Below are 21,073 nucleotides of genomic sequence, written 5' to 3' on the forward strand. Positions count from 1 at the left end.
TTTGGCACCTAAAATTGAATATAAAAGCTGTCGATGGCCACCACATAACCGACCATGATGGCAATAAACGTCAGAGACGGAAAAGCAATGAAGCGAGACAGACGTGTCTTGTTCAATATCATCACCGTTATCCACGTTGCCGTGACGGCGAGAAAGAGCACCAGTAACGTGGGAGAAAAGTAAATGTCTCCCCAAGAGAGTTCATGAGGCATTAGAGATCCTCCGTTTTGTTCTCATCTCTGGTCTCATCCGGAGTTTCGAGGCGCAAAGGCGGCAATACGCGGTTTTCTTCATTTAAATAACCATCCCAGTCAGTTCGTTCTGTCATTTGCTTGGCAATAGATTCACTGAGGAAGGGTTTTCCTGTTTGGGTTTGCCAGCCTCCACCTAGGGCTTTGTAGAGCGCTACAACTTGGTTCGCGACGTTCCCTTTGATCGTTGCGTAGCTGTCTTCCGCACGGGTCATTTTCTCTACCGAGTTGAGCAGACGTTCAAAAGAGATTTGGCCGTTTTCGTACTGCGTCATGGAGATGTTGAATGCACGAATGGAAGAGTTGACCGATTGCAAGCGTAAATCTTTTTGTTGCAAATACAGGTCATACGCTTCGATTGCATTGGTCACTTCGTTCACGGCTTGCAGCACTTTTTTGTTGTAGTTGGTCAGCGTTTCTTGGAAGCGAGCATCTTCGAAACGAATGTTATTTTTCACGCGTCCGTATTGGAAAATATTCCAACTGAACGTTGGGCCGACCACCATGGTGAGCGAATCGCTAAAACTGAAACTGCTGCCATCGGGAACGGTACTGTCGATACCGATGGAACCTAACAGCGAAAAGCTTGGATACAGAGCGGTTTCAGCCACGCCAATTTGCGCACTCTGCGCGCGAGCTTGCATCTCAGAGACTTGCAAATCTGGACGTCGCATCACTAAGTTCGCATCCACTTGGGTATCCAACAGCGGTGGACGCGGCACAATGGAGCGCTCGTCGGTGCCCGATAACGCCGATTTTCTGCCTGTCGATTTGAACTGTTTTTCGTAGTCAGCAATTTGCTTATGCATTCCATCTGATTGCAGCAGCTCGTCTACTTCTTCCGGTAATGCACCTAGTAATAACGCCAACGCGGTACGTGATTGTTTCATCGCGACTTCGAGACTCGGTAATGCCGCTTTGGTAGTATAGAGTTGGTTTTTCGCCTGCTGAACGTCCAATTCTGTAACGTTGCCAGAGTCGAACTGCACCTGTGTAATGCGGACGACACGCTCTTGAATTTCGATGTTGCGACGAGACAGCAAAATGCGCTCTTGGAACGTGCGATAGTTAATGTAGTTACGCGCCACTTCTGCGGTGATGGTGACCATTATGTCGTGATACGACGCGATGGATGCGTAATAACCGGCTTCTGCCGACTCAATACCGCGAGCATACTTGCCCCAAATATCCATTTCCCACGCAGCATCAAACGACAGAGCGGCGTTGTTTACACCCTGATCATTCACGTAGGCACGCGCTAGATTTCCTGACACGGTTTGAACTTGCGGGTATTGCAAGCCGGTCGAAATGCCAAGTAATGAACGCGCTTGAACAATGCGCAGCCCCGCGGCTTCGATGTCTAGGTTTTGCTCATTCGCCAACTCGACTAATTGATTGAGCGTCGGGTCGTTAAACTGCTGCCACCACTGTTGTAATTGTTGCTCGGATTGCTGCGTATCTTTGGCTGCTTTTTGCACCGACCAATCGCTTGGCAATGGTGCTTGCGGTGGGTGGACGTAGTCTGGCCCCACAGTGGTACACGCACTGAGCCCGAGCAGGGAAAGTATGGCGAGGCTTGGTTTGGTTAGTTTTGGAAGCATCATATCCCCACCTTTAAAACCGCTTCTGTTGTAAGTTCACCCAATCGATATCCTCGTAGGTTTGCTTGCAATGCTTGAATGCTTCGAACACGTTCCGTTTTAAATTCAGCAAGATATAAAAACCGGCTATCTCAGAATAAGCGTAGTCAGATAAATCCAACTCACTAAAAAAATCTTCCAGTTTATCTTCGAATGATTGGTAATCCTGACTGTATTGGTCGAATACGGAGTCGAGTTCTTGTGTTGCTTGGTGGCTGGCTAAAGCGCCCGCCATCAAAGGAATGATGGAATCGCGGTGTTGTTGGCGAAGCTGAGTGATCAGCGGATTGGTCATCAACTTTTTCTCGGCGGCCATTAAGATGTTGATGTGATTACTGAGTACATCACACGCTTTGCTAAACGCGCCAATCGCTTCTGGCGTGGTTTTGTCAAAGTGTTTGTGGTTGATTTTCGAACCCCACACCTTGAGCTTTTTCGATGAAACGTTGAGCGTCACCAAGTGCAAGGCCCGTTTGAGCGGAGTGATAATCGAGCTGGACTGCTTCTGATAGGAGTCAAACAGATCCCGAGTGTGCCTAAAATAGCGCTCTTTTATGGTCAAAAAGAGGTGTTCTGGTCGTGAGCTAAACGGGAAGTAGTGCGCGAAAATGATCATGAATACCACCATGTAGAACAGCAGCATGATCGTCATGAGGATCCCGAAGTGATAGAACATGTTGTTGTCTAAACCAAGAACAAACAAGCCCACCATGTAGAAAATCGTCACTGGCCCGTTAAACAGATAAAAGCCGATAAAAGTGTAGATAAAGATGAATAGGCCAAGCTCTAACCCGAGATCCAATTGGGGAAGAATGAAGACGTAAGAAGGTACCGCGAACAAAAAACCGAAAGTGAACAGCACAAGCAACAAAATCGGGTGCACAGGCACGAACGACAGCAAAGACATAAACATGGTCGAGAAGACCACGAACGAGTAGCCGCCTGGTGGATTGAAATAAATCCAAATCAGTCCTGCAACCCAATAAGTGACAAAGGTTTTGACCGCGGTTTTAAAGTTTTCTGCGTCCCACCATAAAAACTTGCCTTTCGGTTTCGGCAGCGGTACGTCAAAGGAGACATTGTTCGTCACAGAGTCGATGCAGCTAATGCTCTCCGCCAAACGCGACAAGTTTTGATGCATGAGCCCCAAGAGGTGCCCCAGCATAAGCGCAGAGCCTTTCTCTAGGTGCGCTGCGTCTTCAAGCAGCGCCTGGTTGTATTCGACTTTGAATTCTTGAGCACGAAAAGCGGGCTCTTTTTCGTCCCAGACTTGTTGGCAGGTATCAAATAGCGCGTCAATTTCCGCAACGGCTTGATCAAAGTTGCTAATGCTTTCACGGTCTTGCTGGTGGCTAAAGTGGCTGTGCGCCGCAACGGTCAATTGTTGCGTTACTTGCTTGTTCAAATGAACCGCCAAGCGCCACTCTTTCATGTAGGCCGACACGTCGCTGCATTCCACACTGACTGTGGCAAAACGCTGTTCGAGCGCATTTTGGGCGGCAAACATCTGTTCGATAAGAGAATCCACGCTAGGTTGTGGCTCTCCTGCTTCTGGATTTTCGACTCCCTCTTCTTGAGGAGAAACTTGCCCTGCCGATTTTTGCTCGAAATTTTGCAAGATAGCGGTGAACAACGCGCGTTGTGCTTGGTTGAGTTGTTCGATGAGCTGTCTTAGATTTTGTTCTGTTTTGGTCGGGAATAAGAAAGTCCCCACGAGCGTGTAAACCACCACCCCAAACACCGTCATATAAGCGCGGTCAACGCCATAAAGAAACGCACCTTCTGCGTCACCGCCATTGGACATCATCAGCGTCATCACACCGGTAAGCATGAGTAACGTTGGATCTTTTTGATAGGCATTACGGAAGTAAAAAATGAAAGAGACCACAACCGACACGCTCAGCATGTACAGCAAGCGGTCTTGAGCAAACAATCCCACTAGTAACAAGCCAACGACGGCGCCAACCAACGTACCGAACACGCGTAAGGTACCTTTGGCGAGGGATTCACGACGGCTGCCTGTGGATGCAATCAACATCACTGTGGTTGCGGCCGTCGATGCTTGCGGCCAACCCATGGCAAACGGGATCAGATAAGCCAGAGTCAGGCTAAGCGATACTTTAATAGCGAATTTTATTTTGTCGTTCATAGTGTCAAAGTTTGCTCAGGCTTATCGTTATAAGTTGATGAATTTCTTATATGAATAATCAGAATCTTGTTCTGAATAAATTCGGGGGGCGGAATATAGCGGGTGAAAAAGTGTGCTTTGTAAACCCTTTGTCAAAACACAAAGTGCGTATTTGGCTCGATCTCGCGCTAGCCCTTGGTGTTATTGACGAAACGCCTAAAACGAGCAAAATCGCGATCTGTGACGATTCTCACTTTTGAAACAAAATCGTCGTGTTGCGTGAGCCAATTCTCACCTTATATCCTTCGCCTGATACTAAAGCAGGCCACTCGTACCATCTGCAATGAGCTTTGCTGCTTTAAAAAGCATAGATGATGAATGGGTATTTGAGAGGGAAAGTTATTATTTTTTATCGGCTTGCCGATTGTTCGCTTGTTTTTTTGGATCGAGATAAAAAAACCAAAGCGATACCACCAAGAATGATGCCACTGGTTAAAAGTGTATGCAGCGAAAGAGGTTCGTGGAGTACGACGGTACCTAGTAGCAAAGCAATGGCTGGCACGGAAAGTTGGCTGACGGCGGCTTGAAGTAAAGAGAGCTTACGCATGACTTGATACCAAAGCGTATACCCAAGGCCAGATGCAATGGCGCCAGACGTGATAGCGAGCAAGATTCCGCTCAAAGAGAGATAAATTGAGGACAGCATCAACGGTGATAGGAGTATGCCAATCATAGATGCAGCGATAAACCCCCATGTGATGCCACTACTTGGAGAAGGCGCTTGTTTGCCGAGCGCAGTAAACGCAGCCCAACAAACGCCAGAAATCAACATGAGAAGTGCAGAACTGATGTCGGGGCGAGTGGCAGATGGCAACATTAACCAAACAAAGCCAACAATCGAAAGGCCGATACCGATGATTTCGAGAAATTGAAAGCGCTCACCTTGCCACCAATAGATGGCCAGTAAAGTCAGTTGCACGGCACCAAACAAAAGCAAAGCACCGGTTCCTGTCGCCAGTTGTAAGTACGCGAAAGAGAAAAGGGCAGCGTAACCAAATAAAGCAACGCCAGCAAAAAAGCGAAAGCGAGAAGTTGGCCGATCGGTTTTCCACTGACCTCTCACGACAAGCAATGCGATTAAGGTAATCGCACCGGATATCAATCGAACGAGAGTGAAGCTTCCTGCATCAATCAACCCTTCGGCCAATGCAAGTCGGCACAATAATGAATTGGCGGCGAACGCCAGCATCGTAATAGCAGTGAGTAAAAAGGTCGACATCCTTGGCCCTTAACGCAGAAATATGGATTGAGTGTAGCGTCAAACGACCTTTTTCATTAGTTGATAAAGTGATTAGTTATAGCTGTCAGAGCGAGAAAATCAGCAAAAATCACCAGAGAAAACCTGACCTTAGCCTGAGTGTTACTGTGGTAGGGATGGTTGTTCGTACAATGACTTGATGGTGTTTTTCAACCATAGCAATTTGGGATTGTACGCATTGCGTTTATGCCAAATCATGGTAAATGGAATCAATAACTTGTCTTGTTGAGTTTGGTCTAACGGAATTGGTAAGCACACCAAATCGAGATGCAGCTTTTCTGTGTAGCTTTTGCAATAGTGCGGCGCGGTGGTGATCATGCCATGCGTCGGCTGCGCAGCCATAAAAAGGGATTGCTCAAAGTTGGACATCGTCAGCCCGATAGAGCGTTGTCGCCCTAGCTCCGTTAACACTTCATCCAACGCCCAAGTTTCACTTTTTTCCCAAACAATATTGATGTGTTGGTAGCTCAGAAAGGTCTCGAGATTCCACTCTTGCTGTAATGCCGGATGATCTTTATGTAAATACACCATCGGCAGGTCATAAAATAGAATCTCAAAATCCAAGAAATACGGCAGAAGATCCAACGACTCTTTCGATCTCGGGTGACTTTCTCGGCCGGTAAAACCGATATCCGCCTCGCCTCGAATGATGGCGTCGAGTGAATCGTAATCCCAGTTACTGGTTTTTACTTTCGCTTCAGGGTATCGCTGGTGGATAGCGACGATGAGTCTGTCCAGCACCGTGAGCACCAATGGCGACTCAATCGTGATATCAAAACGCACTCCTTTAGGTGTAATATCGCTGCGTTTTTCTGCAATCTGGCTGCCAATTTGCAGCCATTCTGCAAGATCTTGCTCCATGCTTTGCGCCAAAGGCGTTGGCGCAAGACCTTTAGGTGTTTTGACAAACAAAGGATCATCGAACCAATGACGAAGTTTGTTGAGCGACTTACTTACGGTAGAGGGCGTAACGTTCAGCTTTTTCGAGGCTTTCGAGACGCTTTGCTCTTGCAGCAATAATTGCAGAGTGAACAATAAGTTTAAATCAAGTCGCGCTAGGGATTTCTTCATAATGGGTATCGTGAACAGGCTTTGGAATCAATAGTATTAGAGCAAGGCTGATTACGCTACCTAACACTAAGATAAACACCAACATATTCAGTGCACTAACGCCGATGAAACCCATAAACCAAATATAGAACGCGGAACTACAAACTTGAGCAATGCCCAGTAGTGAGCTCGCCACGCCAGCTTGTTGAGAGAATGGGCTGAGCGCTTGGCTCATGGCCACGCCAAAGCCACAAGCGAAGCCAGCGCAAATCAGCCCAAGTCCGAACACATAGTAATGAGATTGTCCATCATGGAAATGGGCAGCACTGAGCACGATGCCTGCACAAGCGAGCAATACTTGAGAGGTCATCATTAAGGTTCGCTGCTTAAAAATCCCCAATGCCAATGGCGCCGAGAACGAAATCAACATACTGATCGTCGCAGTCCCTGCCATGATGGAAGAATAGCCACCGCGATTAAAACCAAGCATGCCCATCACGACAATTGGTGAAGCGTTAACAAAGGTCAGAATGGTGGTCACTCCAAGTGCAGTAATGATCAGCCTACTGATAAAAAATCGCTCGAAGAAAGTCTCTTGATGGCTCTCTGGCGCTGTCTGCTCTTCACCTTGTTGGCTGGGTAGTGATTCCTTGAGAACAAAAATGGCCAATACACTGACGAGAATGCCCATTCCTGCCATTGTGGTAAACAAACTCGGCCAAGGAAATTTCAGCATAATCAAGTGACCAATCACGGGTGCGATCACTGGAATGATACAGGTGATGCCATTGAGCATCGACAATACTTTCGCGCGGCGTTCATCGTCTAGCGTGTCGCGTAAAATCGCGAACGCGACGACATAGCAAGATCCAGCCCCGATGCCTTGGCAAAAGCGAGCAATCAAGAAAGCGTTTGGTTGCTCAGCCATCCCGCCGAGAAAGGATGCGAGCACGAAGATCATCGCGCCGATGACGGCAACAGGCTTTCGTCCCACAGAGTCTGCAATTTTCCCCGCGAATAACATCGTGGTAGCCATGCCAGCTAAATAGATCGAAAACGCAATATGCAACTGTGATTCACTGGCGTTGAGATCTGACGCAATTTGAGGCAAACCAACAAGATACAAATCAATGGCAGTAGGGTAGAGTAAAACGAGTGCAAAACTACAAAGTAAAAAACGGGACATGGAAACCTCTCTATCGAATGGCGAGGATAATAGAGTGCTAAACGTTTGCCTGCGAGTGGGAAATACGACACTAGGTATTTCTATTTACGACATACCCTGTATGAATTGAGCATAAAAACAACAAGGAAGATTATGATTACTATTGAAAAGTATTCGCCTGAGCGACATGAACAAACTTGCGAACTTAGCGTGCTAGAAGAGCAATCGCAGTTTACGGTCGCGGATGTGGGTGAAATGCTGACACGTCTTGAACCCAAAGAGCTTCCGCATCTGATTTTGGCGGACGATGACGTGGTTGGCTTTTTTCTATTTGATGCTGCTTACAGCGAGAAATACGATTTTTGCCCGAAAAACAGCTTAGGCGTACGTGCTTTGCTGGTGGATCACCGTCATCAAGGCAAAGGCATCGCCAAGCAAGCCATTCAACAGTTTGCCGATTTCGCCAAACGTCATTATCCCGAGTTTGATGCGCTTTATCTCACCGTGAATTGCCGCAACATACCCGCTTATCAGTGCTATTTAAAATCAGGGTTTGAAGATACCAATGAGCTTTACCACGGCGGCCCCGTTGGACCGCAGCACATTATGAGACAGCCGCTTTAACTAGGAAAACACCAAGGATGGAAATATGAGAATTGAAATCGACGATTTAGAACGGCCGCAGGTGCTTGCGTTGTTGGAAGAGCATTTGCAGGACATGTACGCTACATCGCCACCAGAGAGCGTGCATGCGTTAGATGTAAGCAAGTTGAAGCTGCCTTCAATCACGTTTTGGACGGGGTGGGATGGTGAGCAGCTATTGGGATGTGTGGCAATGAGCCAACTAGAAGATGGTCACGCAGAGTTGAAATCGATGCGTACGACGCCGTCGGCGAGAAAACAGGGCGTGGCATCCCGCTTACTCAATCACGTGATTGAGCAAGCGAAACATCAGGGGATACAACGTCTAAGTTTGGAAACTGGGTCGATGGCATTTTTTGAACCCGCGCATCGCCTATATGAAAAACATGGCTTCGCGTACTGCGAGCCGTTTGGCGACTATCAACCTGATCCAAACAGCCGCTTTATGACACTAGCGTTGTAGCCCGTCGCGACTAAAAGTTAAAGTAGTAATTAGCTCCTGGCGAGATGAGTGATGCACGCTCACGCGCCAGTTGTTTTCTTCTCTCTCTAATACGCTTCGCGTTGTCTTTATCTAAGTTTGCATCCAATTGATGATCAAGGCGTGATATCTCCGCATCTAACGCATTAATGCGTTGTTGACGCTGATATTCTTGATGGCCTAACTGATAGTTTTTAAGGAAAAGATCGTTAGAGCAAACGCCATAGTAGGTTTTTCCTTCTACACCCACCGTGTAACCATTGTCTGGCGAACAGTAAAGAGTGGTGCCTTTATCAAAACCGTCTTGCCACTCAACGTGATTTGGCGTTACGCCTGCTTCGCGACAGTCTTTAATGTATTCGTACAAAATGTTTGGGTTGTTGCCTGAGCGGCCATCTTGGTAGCCGACGCGATACCAATCTGCGGTTTGGCATTGTTCTGGCGACATGCTGCTACAACCAGAAAGTAATGCAAACATGGCAAAGAGAAGCGCAATGCGTTTCATGAAGTGGATTCCTTGTTACTGCGTTAGGTTCGCTGATTATAAATGAACAGTGTTCATTTCCAATAGATAAAATTAATAATTGCCGACTTATTGATGTGTTGCGCTTGTGAGTTTGTCGGCTTGAAGCAAAATTTTTTGCTTGTGGAACGAACGTTGTTCGTCAGTAGTGATGTTACGAATAGAGTACTTTGCGTGAAGGGAGAGGCGAGACTAGTGGGGTGGGAATCTCTTCGTAAGCTGCATCTATAAACAGTTGCCTGCGCGAATGTTACTTTTTCTCAGAGATTCCCATATCAAAAGCCCCTCGATCGAGGAGGAACAGGACTTGCGATAATTTTATGCTTAACTTTCAAATGAAAGTTTGTTGCCAAACGCGGATTTCCAGTCTTTATCAAATTGATCAACAGCCGGCTGAACTGCTGGATGAGAAAACATCTGCGCGGCCACATCGACAGGCAAGGTGATCGCTTCAATGCCCAACTTCATCACTTCCATCGCTTGTTGGGTATTTTTAAAACTCGCTGCCAAAATTTTTGCAGGCAGTTGGTTTTGATCCAGTAGCAATTGCAGGTCTGCGACCACTTCTACACCGTTTCCGTTCATCGCATCAATACGGTTCACATAAGGCGCAAGATAGTCAGCGCCGCACAATGCCGCAAGGAAACCTTGCTGAGCAGAGTAAATAGCGGTGGCGAGTACTTGAATTCCCTCTTTTTTCATTAACTTAATTGCCGCTAAGCCTGTTTCGGTTGCTGGCACTTTGACGACCATATCATAAGGTAATTCATGGATTTGGCGCGCTTCTTCCACCATGCCTTCTACAGTTGTGCTCACCACTTGAGCATGGAAACGGGGTGTGCCCCCTAACGCTTCTTGCATGCCAGCTAAGGTTTGGTTCAAGCCTTGTTTTGATTTCGCCAAAATACTTGGATTTGTTGTTACCCCTTTCAGAGGTAGGCATTGGTTAAAGCGATTTACTTCTGCCACGTCAGCAGTATCTAAATAGAGTTCGATCATGGGTTCTACCTTATACAAAATCTTCGTTTTGATGATGGGATCACTATAGATCTGACAATCCGCTGAGATCTTGATTTTGATCAATTGCAATTTCAATTGAAACTATAATAATTTCACAAAGTGAAAGTTAAGTGCCAATATTTCATCATCAAGTGAAGCTTTCAGCAAAAGAAAAGCGTGAAAAGTAGAAGAGCAAACCAAGAGGCGGACAGTAATGTATTTCAATATTCAGAGGTTCTCGACCCACGATGGTGATGGTATTCGCACCATTCTGTTTCTGAAGGGATGCAGTCTGTCCTGTCCTTGGTGCCAAAACCCAGAAAGCCGCAGTGAAAAGCACTCTCTGCTGTTTGATGAGCGCAGTTGTATGGCGGACTGCCAGCTTTGTGTGTCGGCTTATAAGCAAACCGTAAACGGCGACATGGCAAGCGATGGTATCCGACGCATTGACGATCAAATCATCATCAATCGAAAAGCCATGAGCGAAGCGCAGATCATTGCGCTGCGAAACGTATGTCCAACACAAGCGCTCAGCATATGTGGAGAAACGGCGAAATCGGACAACCTGTTTGAAGTGTTGATGAAAGACAAGCCTTTCTACGATCAAAGCCAAGGTGGCGTGACGTTTTCTGGTGGCGAGCCGCTGATGCAGCCAAGTCTTGTGGCAGAACTTGCCGAACGTTTGCATCAAAACCATGTGTCTACGGCGGTGGAGTCGTGCATGCATGTTCCGTGGAAAAACGTAGAAAAAGTCGCGCCGTATATCGATTGCTGGTTAGCGGATCTTAAACACACCGACGAAGAAAAGTTTCTCTGCTGGGCGAAGGGATCGTTAAAACGCATCAAAGACAATTTTAGAAAATTGGCACCAATTGCCAAACGCATTGTTATTCGCGTGCCGGTTGTGCCGGGCTTCAATGACACCATTGATGAGCTCAAAGCGATCATTGATTTCGCTGCTTCATTAGAAAGCTGTCAAGAACTCCACTTGTTGCCGTACCACACCCTCGGCATCAATAAATACCGTTTGCTCGATATGCCTTACGAGTGTTCTGACAAACCATTAAATAATCCAGAACTGCTAGAAAATGCAATGCAATACGCAAGCGAACATACTCAACTTAACGTGATTGTTAGAGGTTAACCATGGACTTACATACCCTTCCTGAGCGAATCAAAGCCCACAAATCTGCACTGGTCAACATCGTAACGCCGCCTATCTGTACCGAGCGCGCAGAGGCTTACACTCGGGCGTATCAGGCAAATGAAGACAAACCTGTGATTGTGCAACGAGCGCTGGCGCTACAAGAGCACTTACGCACTCGTACCATTTGGATTAAGCACGACGAGCTGATTGTCGGTAACCAAGCGAGCAAAGTACGCGCTGCGCCAATCTTCCCTGAATACACGGTGCGTTGGATTGAAGCGGAAATCGACGAACTGGCCGACCGACCTGGGGCTGGTTTTGCGGTAAGTGAAGAAGACAAACAAAGCATTCACGCCATTACGCCATACTGGCGCGGTAAAACGGTTCAAGATCGCTGCTATGGACTTTTTACCGACGAGCAACAAGAGATCCTAGCCAGCACTATCATTAAAGCCGAGGGCAACATGACTTCGGGCGACGCGCACCTTGCAGTGGATAACGAAAAAATCCTGAAGATCGGTATGAACGGTCTGCTGGATGAGGTTCGTCAGCATCGCGCTAATAACGACGTGTCGACGTATGAAGGGTTGAAGAAAGAGCAGTTTTATAAGTCCGTCGAAATTGTCTTGCTTGCGATTCAGGAACACATAGTGAGTTACGCCGATCTCGCTCTGGAAATGGCACAAAACGAAACGCGACCAGAGAGGAAAGCGGAACTGGAGACAATCGCAGAAAACTGTCGTCATGTGGCTTTCCATGCGCCAACCAACTTCTGGCAAGCTCTGCAACTGAGCTATTTTGTGCAGTTGATGTTGCAAATTGAATCGAATGGCCACTCTGTTTCATTCGGTCGAATGGACCAGTTCCTAAACGACTACTACGTGCGTGATCTTGAAAGTGGCGCGATGAACAAAGCGTTCGCCCTTGAGTTATTGCAAAGCTGTTGGTTGAAATTGCTTGAAGTAAACAAGATTCGCTCTGGTGCGCACTCAAAAGCATCGGCAGGTTCTCCGCTGTATCAAAATGTCTGTATAGGTGGCCAAAAGCTGAATGAGAATGGAGAACCTGAAGATGCCGTAAATCCGCTATCTTGGGCGATTTTGGAGTCTTGTGGTCAGCTACGTTCCACACAGCCGAACTTGAGTGTTCGCTATCATGAAGGTCTGAATCAAGAGTTCTTGATGGGTTGTATTGAAGTGATCAAATGTGGATTCGGTATGCCTGCATTCAACAACGATGAAATCGTCATTCCAGAGTTCATCAAGCTAGGCGTTGAGAAAGAAGACGCTTACAACTATGCGTCTATTGGCTGTATTGAAACCGCTGTTCCAGGCAAATGGGGTTACCGTTGCACGGGCATGAGCTTTATTAATTTTGCGCGTATTTTACTGGCTGCGCTTAACGAAGGTGTGGATGCAACGACGGGCAAAGCCTTCTTGCCGCATGATAAGTCGCTAGCAAAAGGCAACTTCGAGAGTTTTGATCAAGTCACCGCTTCTTGGGCGGAGCAAATTCGCTACTACACACGTAAATCGATTGAGATCGATACCGTAGTCGACAGCGTGCTTGAACAGCAAGCGCAAGATATTTTCTGCTCATCGCTGGTGGATGACTGTTTGGCGCGTGGTAAAACAGTAAAAGAAGGCGGAGCGAAATACGATTGGGTATCTGGCCTGCAAGTGGGTATCGCCAATTTGGGTAACAGTTTGGCGGCGATCAAACATTTGGTGTTTGAAGAAGCACAAATCAGCCAAACGGAACTGGCAAAAGCATTAGAAGAAGACTTCGATGGTATTGAGAACGAACAACTTCGCCAACGCTTAATCAACTTCGCGCCAAAATACGGCAATGACGACGATTATGTCGACCAATTGCTGGCTGATGCTTACCAAGTTTATATCGATGAGTTGGCGCAATTTGTCAACACACGTCATGGGCGCGGTCCTATTGGTGGCGGCTACTACGCAGGAACATCGAGCATCTCTGCCAACGTGCCATTTGGCGCATCCACGATGGCAACACCAGATGGTCGAAAAGCGAAAACGCCTCTGGCGGAAGGCGCAAGTCCAGCATCGGGCTCTGACCGTTTGGGACCAACGGCGGTGTACAACTCAGTCGGTAAAATTCAAGCCAATAAAATCTTGGGTGGTGTGCTGCTTAACCAGAAGTTAAGCCCAGCGGCTGTCGCTTCAGAAGGGGATAAGCTCAAGCTATCGATGCTGATTCGTACCTTCTTTAATCACCACAAAGGTTGGCACGTGCAGTACAACATCGTCTCTCGTGAAACCTTGCTGGCGGCGAAAAAGAACCCTGAGCAATATCGTGACCTTGTCGTACGAGTTGCGGGCTATTCAGCCTTCTTTACCGCGCTGTCATCAGACGCGCAGGATGACATCATCGCTCGTACCGAACACGAGTTGTGATGGCCTCAACCCCTGTTAATGCAGAAGGCACCGATAGGTGCCTTTTTGTTTACTCTTCAATGGTTATGTCACTAGAACCGGGAAGCTGCGACACAAAACTGGAGCCCATGAGCTTAGAGGGTGTGTATACACCGGCTTCAGGCTTTGTATGTAGCAGGTGTTCTACAATCGCCAGAGATCCCGTTACGGTTAAGCTGTAGCCATTGGCCGTTTGTACTCGTGCTGTTTTGCTTTGTCCGAGTTTGTTGCTTGCTTTACCCCACACATATGTGGGTAATTGGTTTCTTTGCTCCTCATTCGGTCCTTTTACGGTTCTTTCAATACGGCTTTTTATGAGGTTTTGTACCCAGGTTATACCGAGAAGGGGGCGAACCCAATTCGCTCGTTTAGCGTTTTTTATCATGTTCGGCGATCCGGGAATAAAAACATCAATATTCTCAATCCCCGTGGTGTAATAGGCGGTTGAAACATCGCCCCACGGAATGGTCATAGCAAGTTTTTCGCCGTCACCAAAATCAATGTTGCGAACTTTATACGCTAGCGGAACGGTGGTGATTTTTCCGTTAAGTCGCACTTTTCCGCCTTGAGCCAAACCTTCGACAGACGTTTTCGCCGTGCCCGGAGAAAAACCAGAGCGAGAGTCAAAACCGAGAGACAAGTGTGTTGCATCTGGTAGCGCAGCTTTCAATGTGGCTGCAATGCAATCCGTTGGAATAACATCAAAACCAACACCGGAGCACAATACGACACCAGCTTCGTTTGCTTGTGATTGCAGCGTTTGTGCAAACTCAAATACAGAGATCTCACCTGTAATATCGAGATAATGTGCGCCAGCTTCTAGGCTCGCTTTCATCATCGGTTTTGCCGTCGAAGAAAAGGGCCCTGCGCAGTTTAATACCAGTGAGGAACCCGAAATATGTTGGACCGCGCTGCTTTTATCCTCAAGAGAAAAAGCAAGACTTTGCAGCCCTAGTTCAGCCGCTAGGCTTTGTACTTTCTCTAAACTTCTACCTGCAAGGATTGGGTGGTGACCCCGTTTTACGGCCTCTCTCGCAATCAGCGCGCCTGTATAACCATTGGCTCCGTATATGATCCAACGATCTGGGGATGATGCCGGTGTGTTATCTTTCATCAAACAGCTCCTATCAATGCCTGCTTAAAGAGGTTTCTGGTCATTGGCTTTTTCTTGTTGAATTGTGGTCAAGCCTTGTTCGAATGTGGTGATTTTAAAATCTGGAAAACGAGTCTGAAACTTATCCGAAACAAAAAGGTTGTCAGATTCGTAGCGAGGCAAAAGCTCGGCTGCATCTCGAATGGTTTGATTAAATCGCCCAGCTAGCCACAATTGCCAGCGCTTGATGACTTTGTATTTCGGTTGAACGTTAAAAACCTTTGCTGCAACAGCGATAAACTCCCGATACGTCAGTCGACGATCATCGCAAGGCAAATGCCAAGTTTGTCCGTAAGCATCGGGCGTATTCCCAATTAGCGCCATCGCTCGGCTTGCGTCTGGCGTATAAATTAAGCTGCGTTTGGTGTCATCACGTAAAAACACTTTTGCGCTCTTTTGGTTAAGTAGATTATCGATAATGGCGGAATTAGTGATGCTTTGCGTTTTCCCCGGGCCGTAAAACTCCGGAGCGCGACAGATAACGGCTTCGATTTCTCCTTTATTCATCGATTCTAGCAGCATGTCAGTAATGACCGCACGAATTCGACCTTTTTCTCCATTGGGCTGAAATGGTGCATCTTCTTGTTGAGGTGTATCCGTTTGCGGGTACATGTAGGTATTATCAAAGTAAACAAGCTTTGCTTGATGAGTTTTACATGCGGCGATGACATTACACATCATTGTTGGCCACTGTTCCACCCACTGTTGAGTATCCATCGGTAGCCCTGCAGTAAGGTAAATGATACTAGAACCTTTTACGGCATCTGATGTTTGTTTCGCGTCGAGCAAGTCCGCTTTTACCAGTTGATCCGTCTCGTTGACTCGATGTGGATTGCGGCTCACCAATCGGATGTCGCTCGTAAAGTCTCGTTTTAGACTTAATGCCAGCTCACGGCCAATTTGCCCACTTGCACCCAATATCGTTTGCATTCGCCAGTCTCCTGCTGTGTTACTTTGATATTCATCCTAACGTTAAAGTTAGGTTTAAGGTCAACCCGCATTTTGAAGATAAATTGGATTGATTTTTTATTGATTATAGAAACAAGGAGGTGGTACACCTGAGCTAAGGGCGAATGGTTTTTACAGACTCAATTTAGTGGCGGGCAGGGGAATTGGCGAATCTTTAACCCAACATCAAGAGTAAGGCTTCGCTTGTTAACATTGCCTTGACTTGGTGACGGTCTTATTTTTTATTTGAGGGATTTTCTTTGGTCAGAATCGTTTGACCAAGTTGAGACATGACGCGTTTTGCATTCATTGCACAGTCCATGTCATCTGGCTTAGCTTCAATCTCTTTAAGTACTTCTTTTAACTTGCTTTTACTCTGCGCGATTTTTCGCTCAAGCTCGTCGAGCTCTTGGACTTTTTGCTGCAAGGTTGTCAATAACTGATGATGATCCCAGTTAGAAAGGTCGGATGGCAGTAACGCACTTAGTTCATCCAAACTGAATCCAGCTTGCTGACCCGTTGTGATCATGTCCAGAATCATTAATGCTTCTTGCGGATACTCACGGTACCCGTTGGCTTTACGGGTCACGGTTTTTAGCAGTCCGATGCGCTCGTAAAATCGAATACGCGAGGGAGCAAGGCCCGTTTTTTGCGCCAGTTCGCCAATTTTCATATCAAGCGTGTCTCATTAGGTGGATAAAATAACCTTACCATTTCTGAACATTCTCGCCAGTTGGTGCTTGGTCGTTTCGTTTCTTGATTTCTTACCGTTACAGCTTGTGCAAAATTTCCACGCATTTCTTTGTGACGTCGTCGTACTCTTTTGTCATGTAAGCGGTGGTGATGGCACCTTCTTTCATGATGCAGATGGCATCGAGTAATGATGTGTTGTCTGATTTGAGATAGCGTTGAATTAGCTCTCGAACCTGTTGTTTATGGTGGCGGCAATACGTTGCGATCTCGCCGCTGTCGTCACTGAATTCGGCGGACGTGTTGATGAAAAAACAGCCGCGAAACTCGCCCAATTTTTCCTCAGAACCATGAAACCACCCGCTAAGCGCGGTAAACAACTGGTCGATCACGTCTGTGCTCGATTGTGCTGATGACAGTTTCTCCTCTAGCCACGCCATGAAGATTTGGTGGCGTTGTTCTAGTGCGGCAAGGATGAGCGCTTCTTTGCTTTCAAAATGGCTGTACAGCGTGCGTTTAGCCACGCCAGATACTTTAAGGACTTCATTGATGCCAATGGAGTTGATGCCCTGTTTGTAAAACAGCGACAACGCGGTATCGATCAATAACTGTTTCTTTTTGTTCATAACTACGTCCTCAAAAAGTTCTACAAACACATATTGACAAAGGTAGACAGATTTGTCTATTTTAATTTGTAGACAATTCGGTCTACTTTGAGGTGTTTATGAATAATTTAATTTTATCGTTGGTCGCGGGGCTTGGTGCGACATTGGCTATTGGTGTGTTGTCTTACGCCGAGGTATCTCTTACTGAGGTTGTACTTCTCATGGCGCCATTTGGTGCTACTGCGGTGTTGGTGTTTGGGGTGCCTAGCAGCCCTCTAGCTCAACCAAAAAATGTGATCATTGGTCACTTCATTACGGCATCTATCGGTATTGCGTTTAGCCAATACGTTGAGATCACGCCAATCACGCTCGCGATTGCTACTGGGTTAGGAGTGTCAGCAATGCTGATTACGAAGACAACTCATCCACCTGCGGGCGCAAATCCTATCTTGATCATGGCATCTGGGCAGGGGTGGAGCTTTTTGTTCACGCCAGTACTGATCGGCGCGGTGGTGATTGTGCTGGTTGGTAAGGCGTTGCAGTTGCTACAGAGTCAGTACTTAACCCCTCGTTTGAACGGTCAAAAGACCTAATTGGGATGCAAGTAAGGCCGCATTAGGGGATGACCTCTTTTGCGGCTTTTTCTTTTCGTGGAGGCTTAAAAATAAAATCTGATTCTCTCTTGTTATTCAGTCGTATACATAAAGATGTTAGTTAAATTGGTATACCACTATGAATAAAATTCACCCCAAGAAGCTATTGCACAGCAAATGGACGGCGACGTCACCTAAAAATAAAGAGAAGCACTTTGTCGTAACAGAAATGGAGCTGGATGAAGAAGGCAATGTTGTGAAATGTGTCATTGAGGCGGTTATGAGTAAACGTGAGCAAGAGATGAACTGGCAAGAGCTGAAAGACCCAGAGCTATGGCGGCAAGGATGGAAGTAATGCACTTTGTTGAATTTTTTCCTAGGTTTGAAATCGAAAGATGGTACTTAGCTGATAGGCAACGGTCTGTGTATCTGCTACGTTGAGTTTGTTCGCTATCAACTAAAAAGGAATGACTATGATCGATTTCGACAATTCATCAGTGTTTAAGCTTAAACCCATTGAGGTATCAAAAGTTAGGGAAGATTTTCACAAGTTTCTTATTGATGGCGAGTCGGTATTTGCGGGCTTTAAAACGGTTCGCGACCAAGTGGTGTTTACCAACAAGCGAGTGATTGCTGCGAATGTGCAAGGGATTACGGGCTCAAAAGTGGATTACACGTCGCTGCCTTATAGCAAGATCAATGCATTTTCTATCGAGACGTCTGGTACTTTTGACTTAGATTGTGAAATTGAGTTCTTCATGAGTGAGGTGGGAAGAGTACGTTTTGAAATTAAAGGTTCGTTTGATCTGATTTCTTTCAACCGTATGGTTAGTGAGTATGTACTAGCGTAAGGGAATAGAAATGAGAGCTTCATTGAGAGACAAAATAATAGAGGTCTGTGACAAAAAGATCGAAAGCAAAGGTGAGCAGGTTGGACTCTCATTTTATGCGTTTTTCGCCAACAAAAATGATGATCCTGAACAGTTGATGGAGGCGGCTACGTGGTGGATTCAGACCCATCGGCTCGACCACTTCGAAAAAGCATTAAAAATCAAATCAATGGTGGAGTCTGGTATCTAAATTAAAAAAAAGAAATAAAGAAAGCAGACAAATGCCAACAACGTCGCGGATAAAACAGGGTAGATAATATAAGAGTCCTGTTTATTGGTTCTTTGAAAGCACAGAGAAACGAGTAAGACGTTGTAGACGACGAGCAGCATACTAATCATGGTCCCACTGTTAAGCGTTAAACTGGACAGCTGAGTTAAGAAAAACGCCAATAAAAGGTAGTCGAAGACAATTAACCATAAAAAGGCTTTCTTCAATAGATCGCGTTTTTTGTTTTCGGATGGTGTTATGTGCATATAGAACTCAACTAAAAAGTCACAGTAACAGAGGTTTCAGTTAGAAAGGTCACCATTAGGTGAGGTGACCTTTTGAGGTTATAATTCTTGAATATTTACTTCGTTGGTGGCCGTATCACCCGAGTAATTGATGACTTCTTGTCGAATGACTGGTTGGTTAAATTCGGCTTTATCTTTCGCTTTTTGCAGTTCACTTTCTTGGTGGTTACCAAAAAGAGTTTCGAGTACTTTGGCTGCTGGCGTCGTTAAAACGAACAGCTCGATACGGCGGTTTTCGCTTGAATCTGGTTCATCAGGGTTAAGCAGTGCTCTATCCGACATGCCTGTGACCTGCATGACTCGATCATCCGGCATGCCACCTTCAACCAGCGTATTTCTTGCGACATCAGCTCGAGATGCAGATAGCGCCCAGTTTGATTGACGACCAAAGCGTTTTTTAAATGGAATCGCATCCGTATGTCCGCTGATGATCAGTGGGTTGTTCACACGCTGAAATACAGGCGCAAGTGCAAGTAATAAGTCTTCGAAGAAAGGGGTCAGCTCTGCGCCTCCACGACTGAACATATGCTGTTTGTAATCATCTTGAAGGACGATACGTAGGCCTTGTGGGGTCACGGTGACGTTGACATTTCCTTGTGCGTTAATCTGAGCGGTCATTCGTTCAATGACTTTCGCCAGCGCTGCAAGTTGCTCCTGAGTATCGAAGTTACCAGGAATCAACGAGTCGATTTCTGGCCCATCGCCGTCACCTCGAAAGTATGAGCTTACCACGTGGTTGGAATTGTGTTTACTTGGCACAGAAGAGTCCTGTGCCAAGTCAATAGGAGAGATACTTTGTGAAGTATCAAATGGATTACCGGAACTCTTGTCGAATACGCTTGAGCTATGTAAGTGGGCGACAATTGCTTTACGCTCTTCTTTGTCTACCACCTGCATAACCCAAAGCACAAGAAACAGCGCCATTAGGGCGATCATGAAGTCAGCAAACGCGACTTTCCACGCGCCGCCATGAGGTTCATCATGGCTGTGTGCTTTGGCACGTTTGAACACTACATGCTCTTGTTTTTGCATTATCCCTCCTGTTCAGCTAACCACTTCTCCATTTGGTTGAATGTTGGTTTGATGTCTAGCTGAATATGTTTACGACCAGCGTCGATGGCGAGCAATGTCGGCTTCTTCGCTACGTAGGCAACCAAGGTTGCGCGTACGCATTCAAAAGCAGTCATATTACGTTTTACTCGCTGAGCCATGGCGTTACTTAGTGGGTCTAAACCACAGTAACAACCGAAAATACCAATGAATGTACCTACGAGAGCTGCTGCAACGTGATAACCAATCATAGCGATTGAGCCATCAATGGCCTGCATGGTGATAATGATGCCACCAACTGCTGCAAGAATACCGAAGCCAGGTAGTGCTTCTGCTGTACGCTGTAGTGAGCGTGAAGGCAAAAGCATTTCGTTTTGGATAGCTTCAATTTCTTGCTCTAGCAGTCCCTCTAATTCATGAGGCGACATTTGTCCCATTGCCATTAAACGTAAATTATCAGTAATGAAAGAAATTAGGCGATGATCCTCAGCAATCGTCGGGTAAGCGAGAAACATAGAGCTCTGTTCTGGCGACTCAATGTGAGAGTCGAGAAACTTATAACCACGGTTGCGCGCTGTCTCAAGCAAGTTATTGAGTAGCGCCATTAATTCCATGTAGTACTCATGCTCTTCTGTCGGGCCTTTAATGGTCGCAGGCACTTGGCGACGCATTTCTTTCAGTACGTGAGGTGGGTTACCGATGATCAAAGAACCAGCAGCAGCGCCAATGATGATAAGGAATTCGGCTGGTTGCCAGATAGCGCCTAAGTTACCGCCGGCCCACATGTATCCACCGAAGACGCACACCAGGATAGTGAGGACTCCAAAAAACTTTTGCATCTTGTGA

Annotated in this window: 23 protein-coding genes; 8 read left to right on the forward strand and 15 right to left on the reverse strand. The window is 46.5% G+C overall.

Annotated features, from left to right (window positions below):
• Positions 1–8: 8 nt before the first annotated feature.
• The 6 genes from LIX84_RS10945 to LIX84_RS10970 form a co-directional block, all read right to left on the reverse strand.
• Positions 9–212: a DUF1656 domain-containing protein gene (locus LIX84_RS10945; RefSeq protein WP_005462724.1), complete on the reverse strand. Its 204-nt coding sequence runs from the start codon at positions 210–212 to the stop codon at positions 9–11.
• On the reverse strand, positions 212–1,855 hold the full coding sequence (locus LIX84_RS10950) for a TolC family protein (RefSeq protein ID WP_226421301.1): 1,644 nt from the start codon (positions 1,853–1,855) through the stop codon (positions 212–214). Before LIX84_RS10950 ends, LIX84_RS10945 begins: the two co-directional genes overlap by 1 nt.
• Positions 1,856–1,865: 10 nt before the next feature.
• Complete coding sequence (locus LIX84_RS10955; protein WP_226421302.1) at positions 1,866–4,040, reverse strand: FUSC family protein; 2,175 nt, start codon at positions 4,038–4,040, stop codon at positions 1,866–1,868.
• A gap of 388 nt (positions 4,041–4,428) precedes the next feature.
• Complete coding sequence (locus LIX84_RS10960; protein ID WP_025587794.1) at positions 4,429–5,298, reverse strand: DMT family transporter; 870 nt, start codon at positions 5,296–5,298, stop codon at positions 4,429–4,431.
• A gap of 141 nt (positions 5,299–5,439) precedes the next feature.
• On the reverse strand, positions 5,440–6,408 hold the full coding sequence (gene yidZ, locus LIX84_RS10965; RefSeq protein ID WP_025625750.1) for an HTH-type transcriptional regulator YidZ: 969 nt from the start codon (positions 6,406–6,408) through the stop codon (positions 5,440–5,442).
• A complete protein-coding gene (locus LIX84_RS10970) occupies positions 6,383–7,573 on the reverse strand; it encodes an MFS transporter (protein WP_226421303.1) in 1,191 nt (396 codons plus the stop codon). The genes yidZ and LIX84_RS10970 overlap by 26 nt, the downstream gene beginning before the upstream one ends.
• A gap of 132 nt (positions 7,574–7,705) precedes the next feature.
• Here LIX84_RS10970 and LIX84_RS10975 point away from each other — a divergent pair, with 132 nt between their 5' ends.
• Positions 7,706–8,176, forward strand: coding sequence for a GNAT family N-acetyltransferase (locus LIX84_RS10975; protein WP_226421304.1), 471 nt, complete (start codon positions 7,706–7,708; stop codon positions 8,174–8,176).
• Positions 8,177–8,201: 25 nt separating this feature from the next.
• Complete coding sequence (locus LIX84_RS10980; RefSeq protein WP_025499054.1) at positions 8,202–8,657, forward strand: GNAT family N-acetyltransferase; 456 nt, start codon at positions 8,202–8,204, stop codon at positions 8,655–8,657.
• Between the two features lie 10 nt (positions 8,658–8,667).
• Here LIX84_RS10980 and LIX84_RS10985 read toward each other — a convergent pair whose 3' ends face one another.
• Positions 8,668–9,180: a DUF2799 domain-containing protein gene (locus LIX84_RS10985; RefSeq protein ID WP_226421305.1), complete on the reverse strand. Its 513-nt coding sequence runs from the start codon at positions 9,178–9,180 to the stop codon at positions 8,668–8,670.
• 342 nt (positions 9,181–9,522) lie between these two features.
• On the reverse strand, positions 9,523–10,197 hold the full coding sequence (locus LIX84_RS10990) for a fructose-6-phosphate aldolase (protein WP_226421306.1): 675 nt from the start codon (positions 10,195–10,197) through the stop codon (positions 9,523–9,525).
• 214 nt (positions 10,198–10,411) lie between these two features.
• Here LIX84_RS10990 and LIX84_RS10995 point away from each other — a divergent pair, with 214 nt between their 5' ends.
• Both LIX84_RS10995 and LIX84_RS11000 read left to right on the forward strand, forming a co-directional pair.
• Positions 10,412–11,341 carry a glycyl-radical enzyme activating protein gene (locus LIX84_RS10995; RefSeq protein WP_226421307.1) on the forward strand — a complete coding sequence of 310 codons (930 nt, stop codon included), beginning with the start codon at positions 10,412–10,414 and terminating at the stop codon, positions 11,339–11,341.
• 2 nt (positions 11,342–11,343) lie between these two features.
• Positions 11,344–13,767: a formate C-acetyltransferase/glycerol dehydratase family glycyl radical enzyme gene (locus tag LIX84_RS11000; RefSeq protein WP_226421308.1), complete on the forward strand. Its 2,424-nt coding sequence runs from the start codon at positions 11,344–11,346 to the stop codon at positions 13,765–13,767.
• 49 nt (positions 13,768–13,816) lie between these two features.
• Here the strand turns inward: LIX84_RS11000 and LIX84_RS11005 are convergent, their stop codons facing one another.
• From LIX84_RS11005 to LIX84_RS11020, 4 genes are all read right to left on the reverse strand, one after another.
• Positions 13,817–14,899 (reverse strand): saccharopine dehydrogenase family protein, encoded by a 1,083-nt coding sequence (locus tag LIX84_RS11005; RefSeq protein ID WP_226421309.1) that lies wholly within the window; start codon positions 14,897–14,899, stop codon positions 13,817–13,819.
• Positions 14,900–14,923: 24 nt separating this feature from the next.
• Complete coding sequence (locus LIX84_RS11010; RefSeq protein ID WP_226421310.1) at positions 14,924–15,868, reverse strand: SDR family oxidoreductase; 945 nt, start codon at positions 15,866–15,868, stop codon at positions 14,924–14,926.
• A 253-nt stretch (positions 15,869–16,121) separates the two neighbouring features.
• On the reverse strand, positions 16,122–16,559 hold the full coding sequence (locus LIX84_RS11015; protein ID WP_006741992.1) for a MerR family transcriptional regulator: 438 nt from the start codon (positions 16,557–16,559) through the stop codon (positions 16,122–16,124).
• Positions 16,560–16,656: 97 nt separating this feature from the next.
• On the reverse strand, positions 16,657–17,202 hold the full coding sequence (locus LIX84_RS11020) for a TetR/AcrR family transcriptional regulator (protein ID WP_005478241.1): 546 nt from the start codon (positions 17,200–17,202) through the stop codon (positions 16,657–16,659).
• A gap of 98 nt (positions 17,203–17,300) precedes the next feature.
• On the opposite strand from LIX84_RS11020, the gene LIX84_RS11025 reads away from it, so the two are divergent.
• The 4 genes from LIX84_RS11025 to LIX84_RS11040 all read left to right on the forward strand — a co-directional run bounded on the left by LIX84_RS11025 (position 17,301) and on the right by LIX84_RS11040 (position 18,854).
• Positions 17,301–17,774, forward strand: a complete 474-nt coding sequence (locus LIX84_RS11025) for an HPP family protein (protein ID WP_006741990.1) — start codon at positions 17,301–17,303, stop codon at positions 17,772–17,774.
• 139 nt (positions 17,775–17,913) lie between these two features.
• The gene (locus LIX84_RS11030; protein WP_005396585.1) at positions 17,914–18,129 is read left to right on the forward strand and encodes a TIGR02450 family Trp-rich protein; all 216 of its coding nucleotides are present in this window, start codon (positions 17,914–17,916) and stop codon (positions 18,127–18,129) included.
• A gap of 118 nt (positions 18,130–18,247) precedes the next feature.
• A complete protein-coding gene (locus LIX84_RS11035) occupies positions 18,248–18,625 on the forward strand; it encodes a PH domain-containing protein (RefSeq protein WP_005396583.1) in 378 nt (125 codons plus the stop codon).
• Positions 18,626–18,635: 10 nt separating this feature from the next.
• Complete coding sequence (locus LIX84_RS11040) at positions 18,636–18,854, forward strand: DUF6500 family protein (protein WP_085342540.1); 219 nt, start codon at positions 18,636–18,638, stop codon at positions 18,852–18,854.
• Here LIX84_RS11040 and LIX84_RS11045 read toward each other — a convergent pair.
• From LIX84_RS11045 to motA, 3 genes are all read right to left on the reverse strand, one after another.
• Positions 18,851–19,138: a hypothetical protein gene (locus LIX84_RS11045; protein ID WP_031780567.1), complete on the reverse strand. Its 288-nt coding sequence runs from the start codon at positions 19,136–19,138 to the stop codon at positions 18,851–18,853. The two genes, LIX84_RS11040 and LIX84_RS11045, sit on opposite strands and share 4 nt — an antisense overlap.
• A gap of 78 nt (positions 19,139–19,216) precedes the next feature.
• Positions 19,217–20,209, reverse strand: coding sequence for a flagellar motor protein MotB (locus LIX84_RS11050; protein ID WP_226421311.1), 993 nt, complete (start codon positions 20,207–20,209; stop codon positions 19,217–19,219).
• Positions 20,209–21,066 (reverse strand): flagellar motor stator protein MotA, encoded by an 858-nt coding sequence (gene motA, locus LIX84_RS11055; protein ID WP_005396580.1) that lies wholly within the window; start codon positions 21,064–21,066, stop codon positions 20,209–20,211. The genes LIX84_RS11050 and motA overlap by 1 nt, the downstream gene beginning before the upstream one ends.
• Positions 21,067–21,073 lie beyond the last annotated feature (7 nt).

Origin of the sequence: Vibrio sp. E14, from assembly GCF_020515785.1 — a bacterium.
In the GTDB taxonomy this organism is placed as follows: Bacteria; Pseudomonadota; Gammaproteobacteria; order Enterobacterales; family Vibrionaceae; genus Vibrio; species Vibrio diabolicus.

Excerpts from the sequence above, each read along its gene's own strand:
- LIX84_RS10945 (WP_005462724.1), bottom strand. The coding sequence starts at position 212 with ATGCCTCATGAACTCTCTTGGGGAGACATTTACTTTTCTCCCACGTTA.
- LIX84_RS10950 (WP_226421301.1), bottom strand. The coding sequence starts at position 1,855 with ATGATGCTTCCAAAACTAACCAAACCAAGCCTCGCCATACTTTCCCTG.
- LIX84_RS10955 (WP_226421302.1), bottom strand. The coding sequence starts at position 4,040 with ATGAACGACAAAATAAAATTCGCTATTAAAGTATCGCTTAGCCTGACT.
- LIX84_RS10960 (WP_025587794.1), bottom strand. The coding sequence starts at position 5,298 with ATGTCGACCTTTTTACTCACTGCTATTACGATGCTGGCGTTCGCCGCC.
- yidZ (WP_025625750.1), bottom strand. The coding sequence starts at position 6,408 with ATGAAGAAATCCCTAGCGCGACTTGATTTAAACTTATTGTTCACTCTG.
- LIX84_RS10970 (WP_226421303.1), bottom strand. The coding sequence starts at position 7,573 with ATGTCCCGTTTTTTACTTTGTAGTTTTGCACTCGTTTTACTCTACCCT.
- LIX84_RS10975 (WP_226421304.1), top strand. The coding sequence starts at position 7,706 with ATGATTACTATTGAAAAGTATTCGCCTGAGCGACATGAACAAACTTGC.
- LIX84_RS10980 (WP_025499054.1), top strand. The coding sequence starts at position 8,202 with ATGAGAATTGAAATCGACGATTTAGAACGGCCGCAGGTGCTTGCGTTG.
- LIX84_RS10985 (WP_226421305.1), bottom strand. The coding sequence starts at position 9,180 with ATGAAACGCATTGCGCTTCTCTTTGCCATGTTTGCATTACTTTCTGGT.
- LIX84_RS10990 (WP_226421306.1), bottom strand. The coding sequence starts at position 10,197 with ATGATCGAACTCTATTTAGATACTGCTGACGTGGCAGAAGTAAATCGC.
- LIX84_RS10995 (WP_226421307.1), top strand. The coding sequence starts at position 10,412 with ATGTATTTCAATATTCAGAGGTTCTCGACCCACGATGGTGATGGTATT.
- LIX84_RS11000 (WP_226421308.1), top strand. The coding sequence starts at position 11,344 with ATGGACTTACATACCCTTCCTGAGCGAATCAAAGCCCACAAATCTGCA.
- LIX84_RS11005 (WP_226421309.1), bottom strand. The coding sequence starts at position 14,899 with ATGAAAGATAACACACCGGCATCATCCCCAGATCGTTGGATCATATAC.
- LIX84_RS11010 (WP_226421310.1), bottom strand. The coding sequence starts at position 15,868 with ATGCAAACGATATTGGGTGCAAGTGGGCAAATTGGCCGTGAGCTGGCA.
- LIX84_RS11015 (WP_006741992.1), bottom strand. The coding sequence starts at position 16,559 with ATGAAAATTGGCGAACTGGCGCAAAAAACGGGCCTTGCTCCCTCGCGT.
- LIX84_RS11020 (WP_005478241.1), bottom strand. The coding sequence starts at position 17,202 with ATGAACAAAAAGAAACAGTTATTGATCGATACCGCGTTGTCGCTGTTT.
- LIX84_RS11025 (WP_006741990.1), top strand. The coding sequence starts at position 17,301 with ATGAATAATTTAATTTTATCGTTGGTCGCGGGGCTTGGTGCGACATTG.
- LIX84_RS11030 (WP_005396585.1), top strand. The coding sequence starts at position 17,914 with ATGAATAAAATTCACCCCAAGAAGCTATTGCACAGCAAATGGACGGCG.
- LIX84_RS11035 (WP_005396583.1), top strand. The coding sequence starts at position 18,248 with ATGATCGATTTCGACAATTCATCAGTGTTTAAGCTTAAACCCATTGAG.
- LIX84_RS11040 (WP_085342540.1), top strand. The coding sequence starts at position 18,636 with ATGAGAGCTTCATTGAGAGACAAAATAATAGAGGTCTGTGACAAAAAG.
- LIX84_RS11045 (WP_031780567.1), bottom strand. The coding sequence starts at position 19,138 with ATGCACATAACACCATCCGAAAACAAAAAACGCGATCTATTGAAGAAA.
- LIX84_RS11050 (WP_226421311.1), bottom strand. The coding sequence starts at position 20,209 with ATGCAAAAACAAGAGCATGTAGTGTTCAAACGTGCCAAAGCACACAGC.
- motA (WP_005396580.1), bottom strand. The coding sequence starts at position 21,066 with ATGCAAAAGTTTTTTGGAGTCCTCACTATCCTGGTGTGCGTCTTCGGT.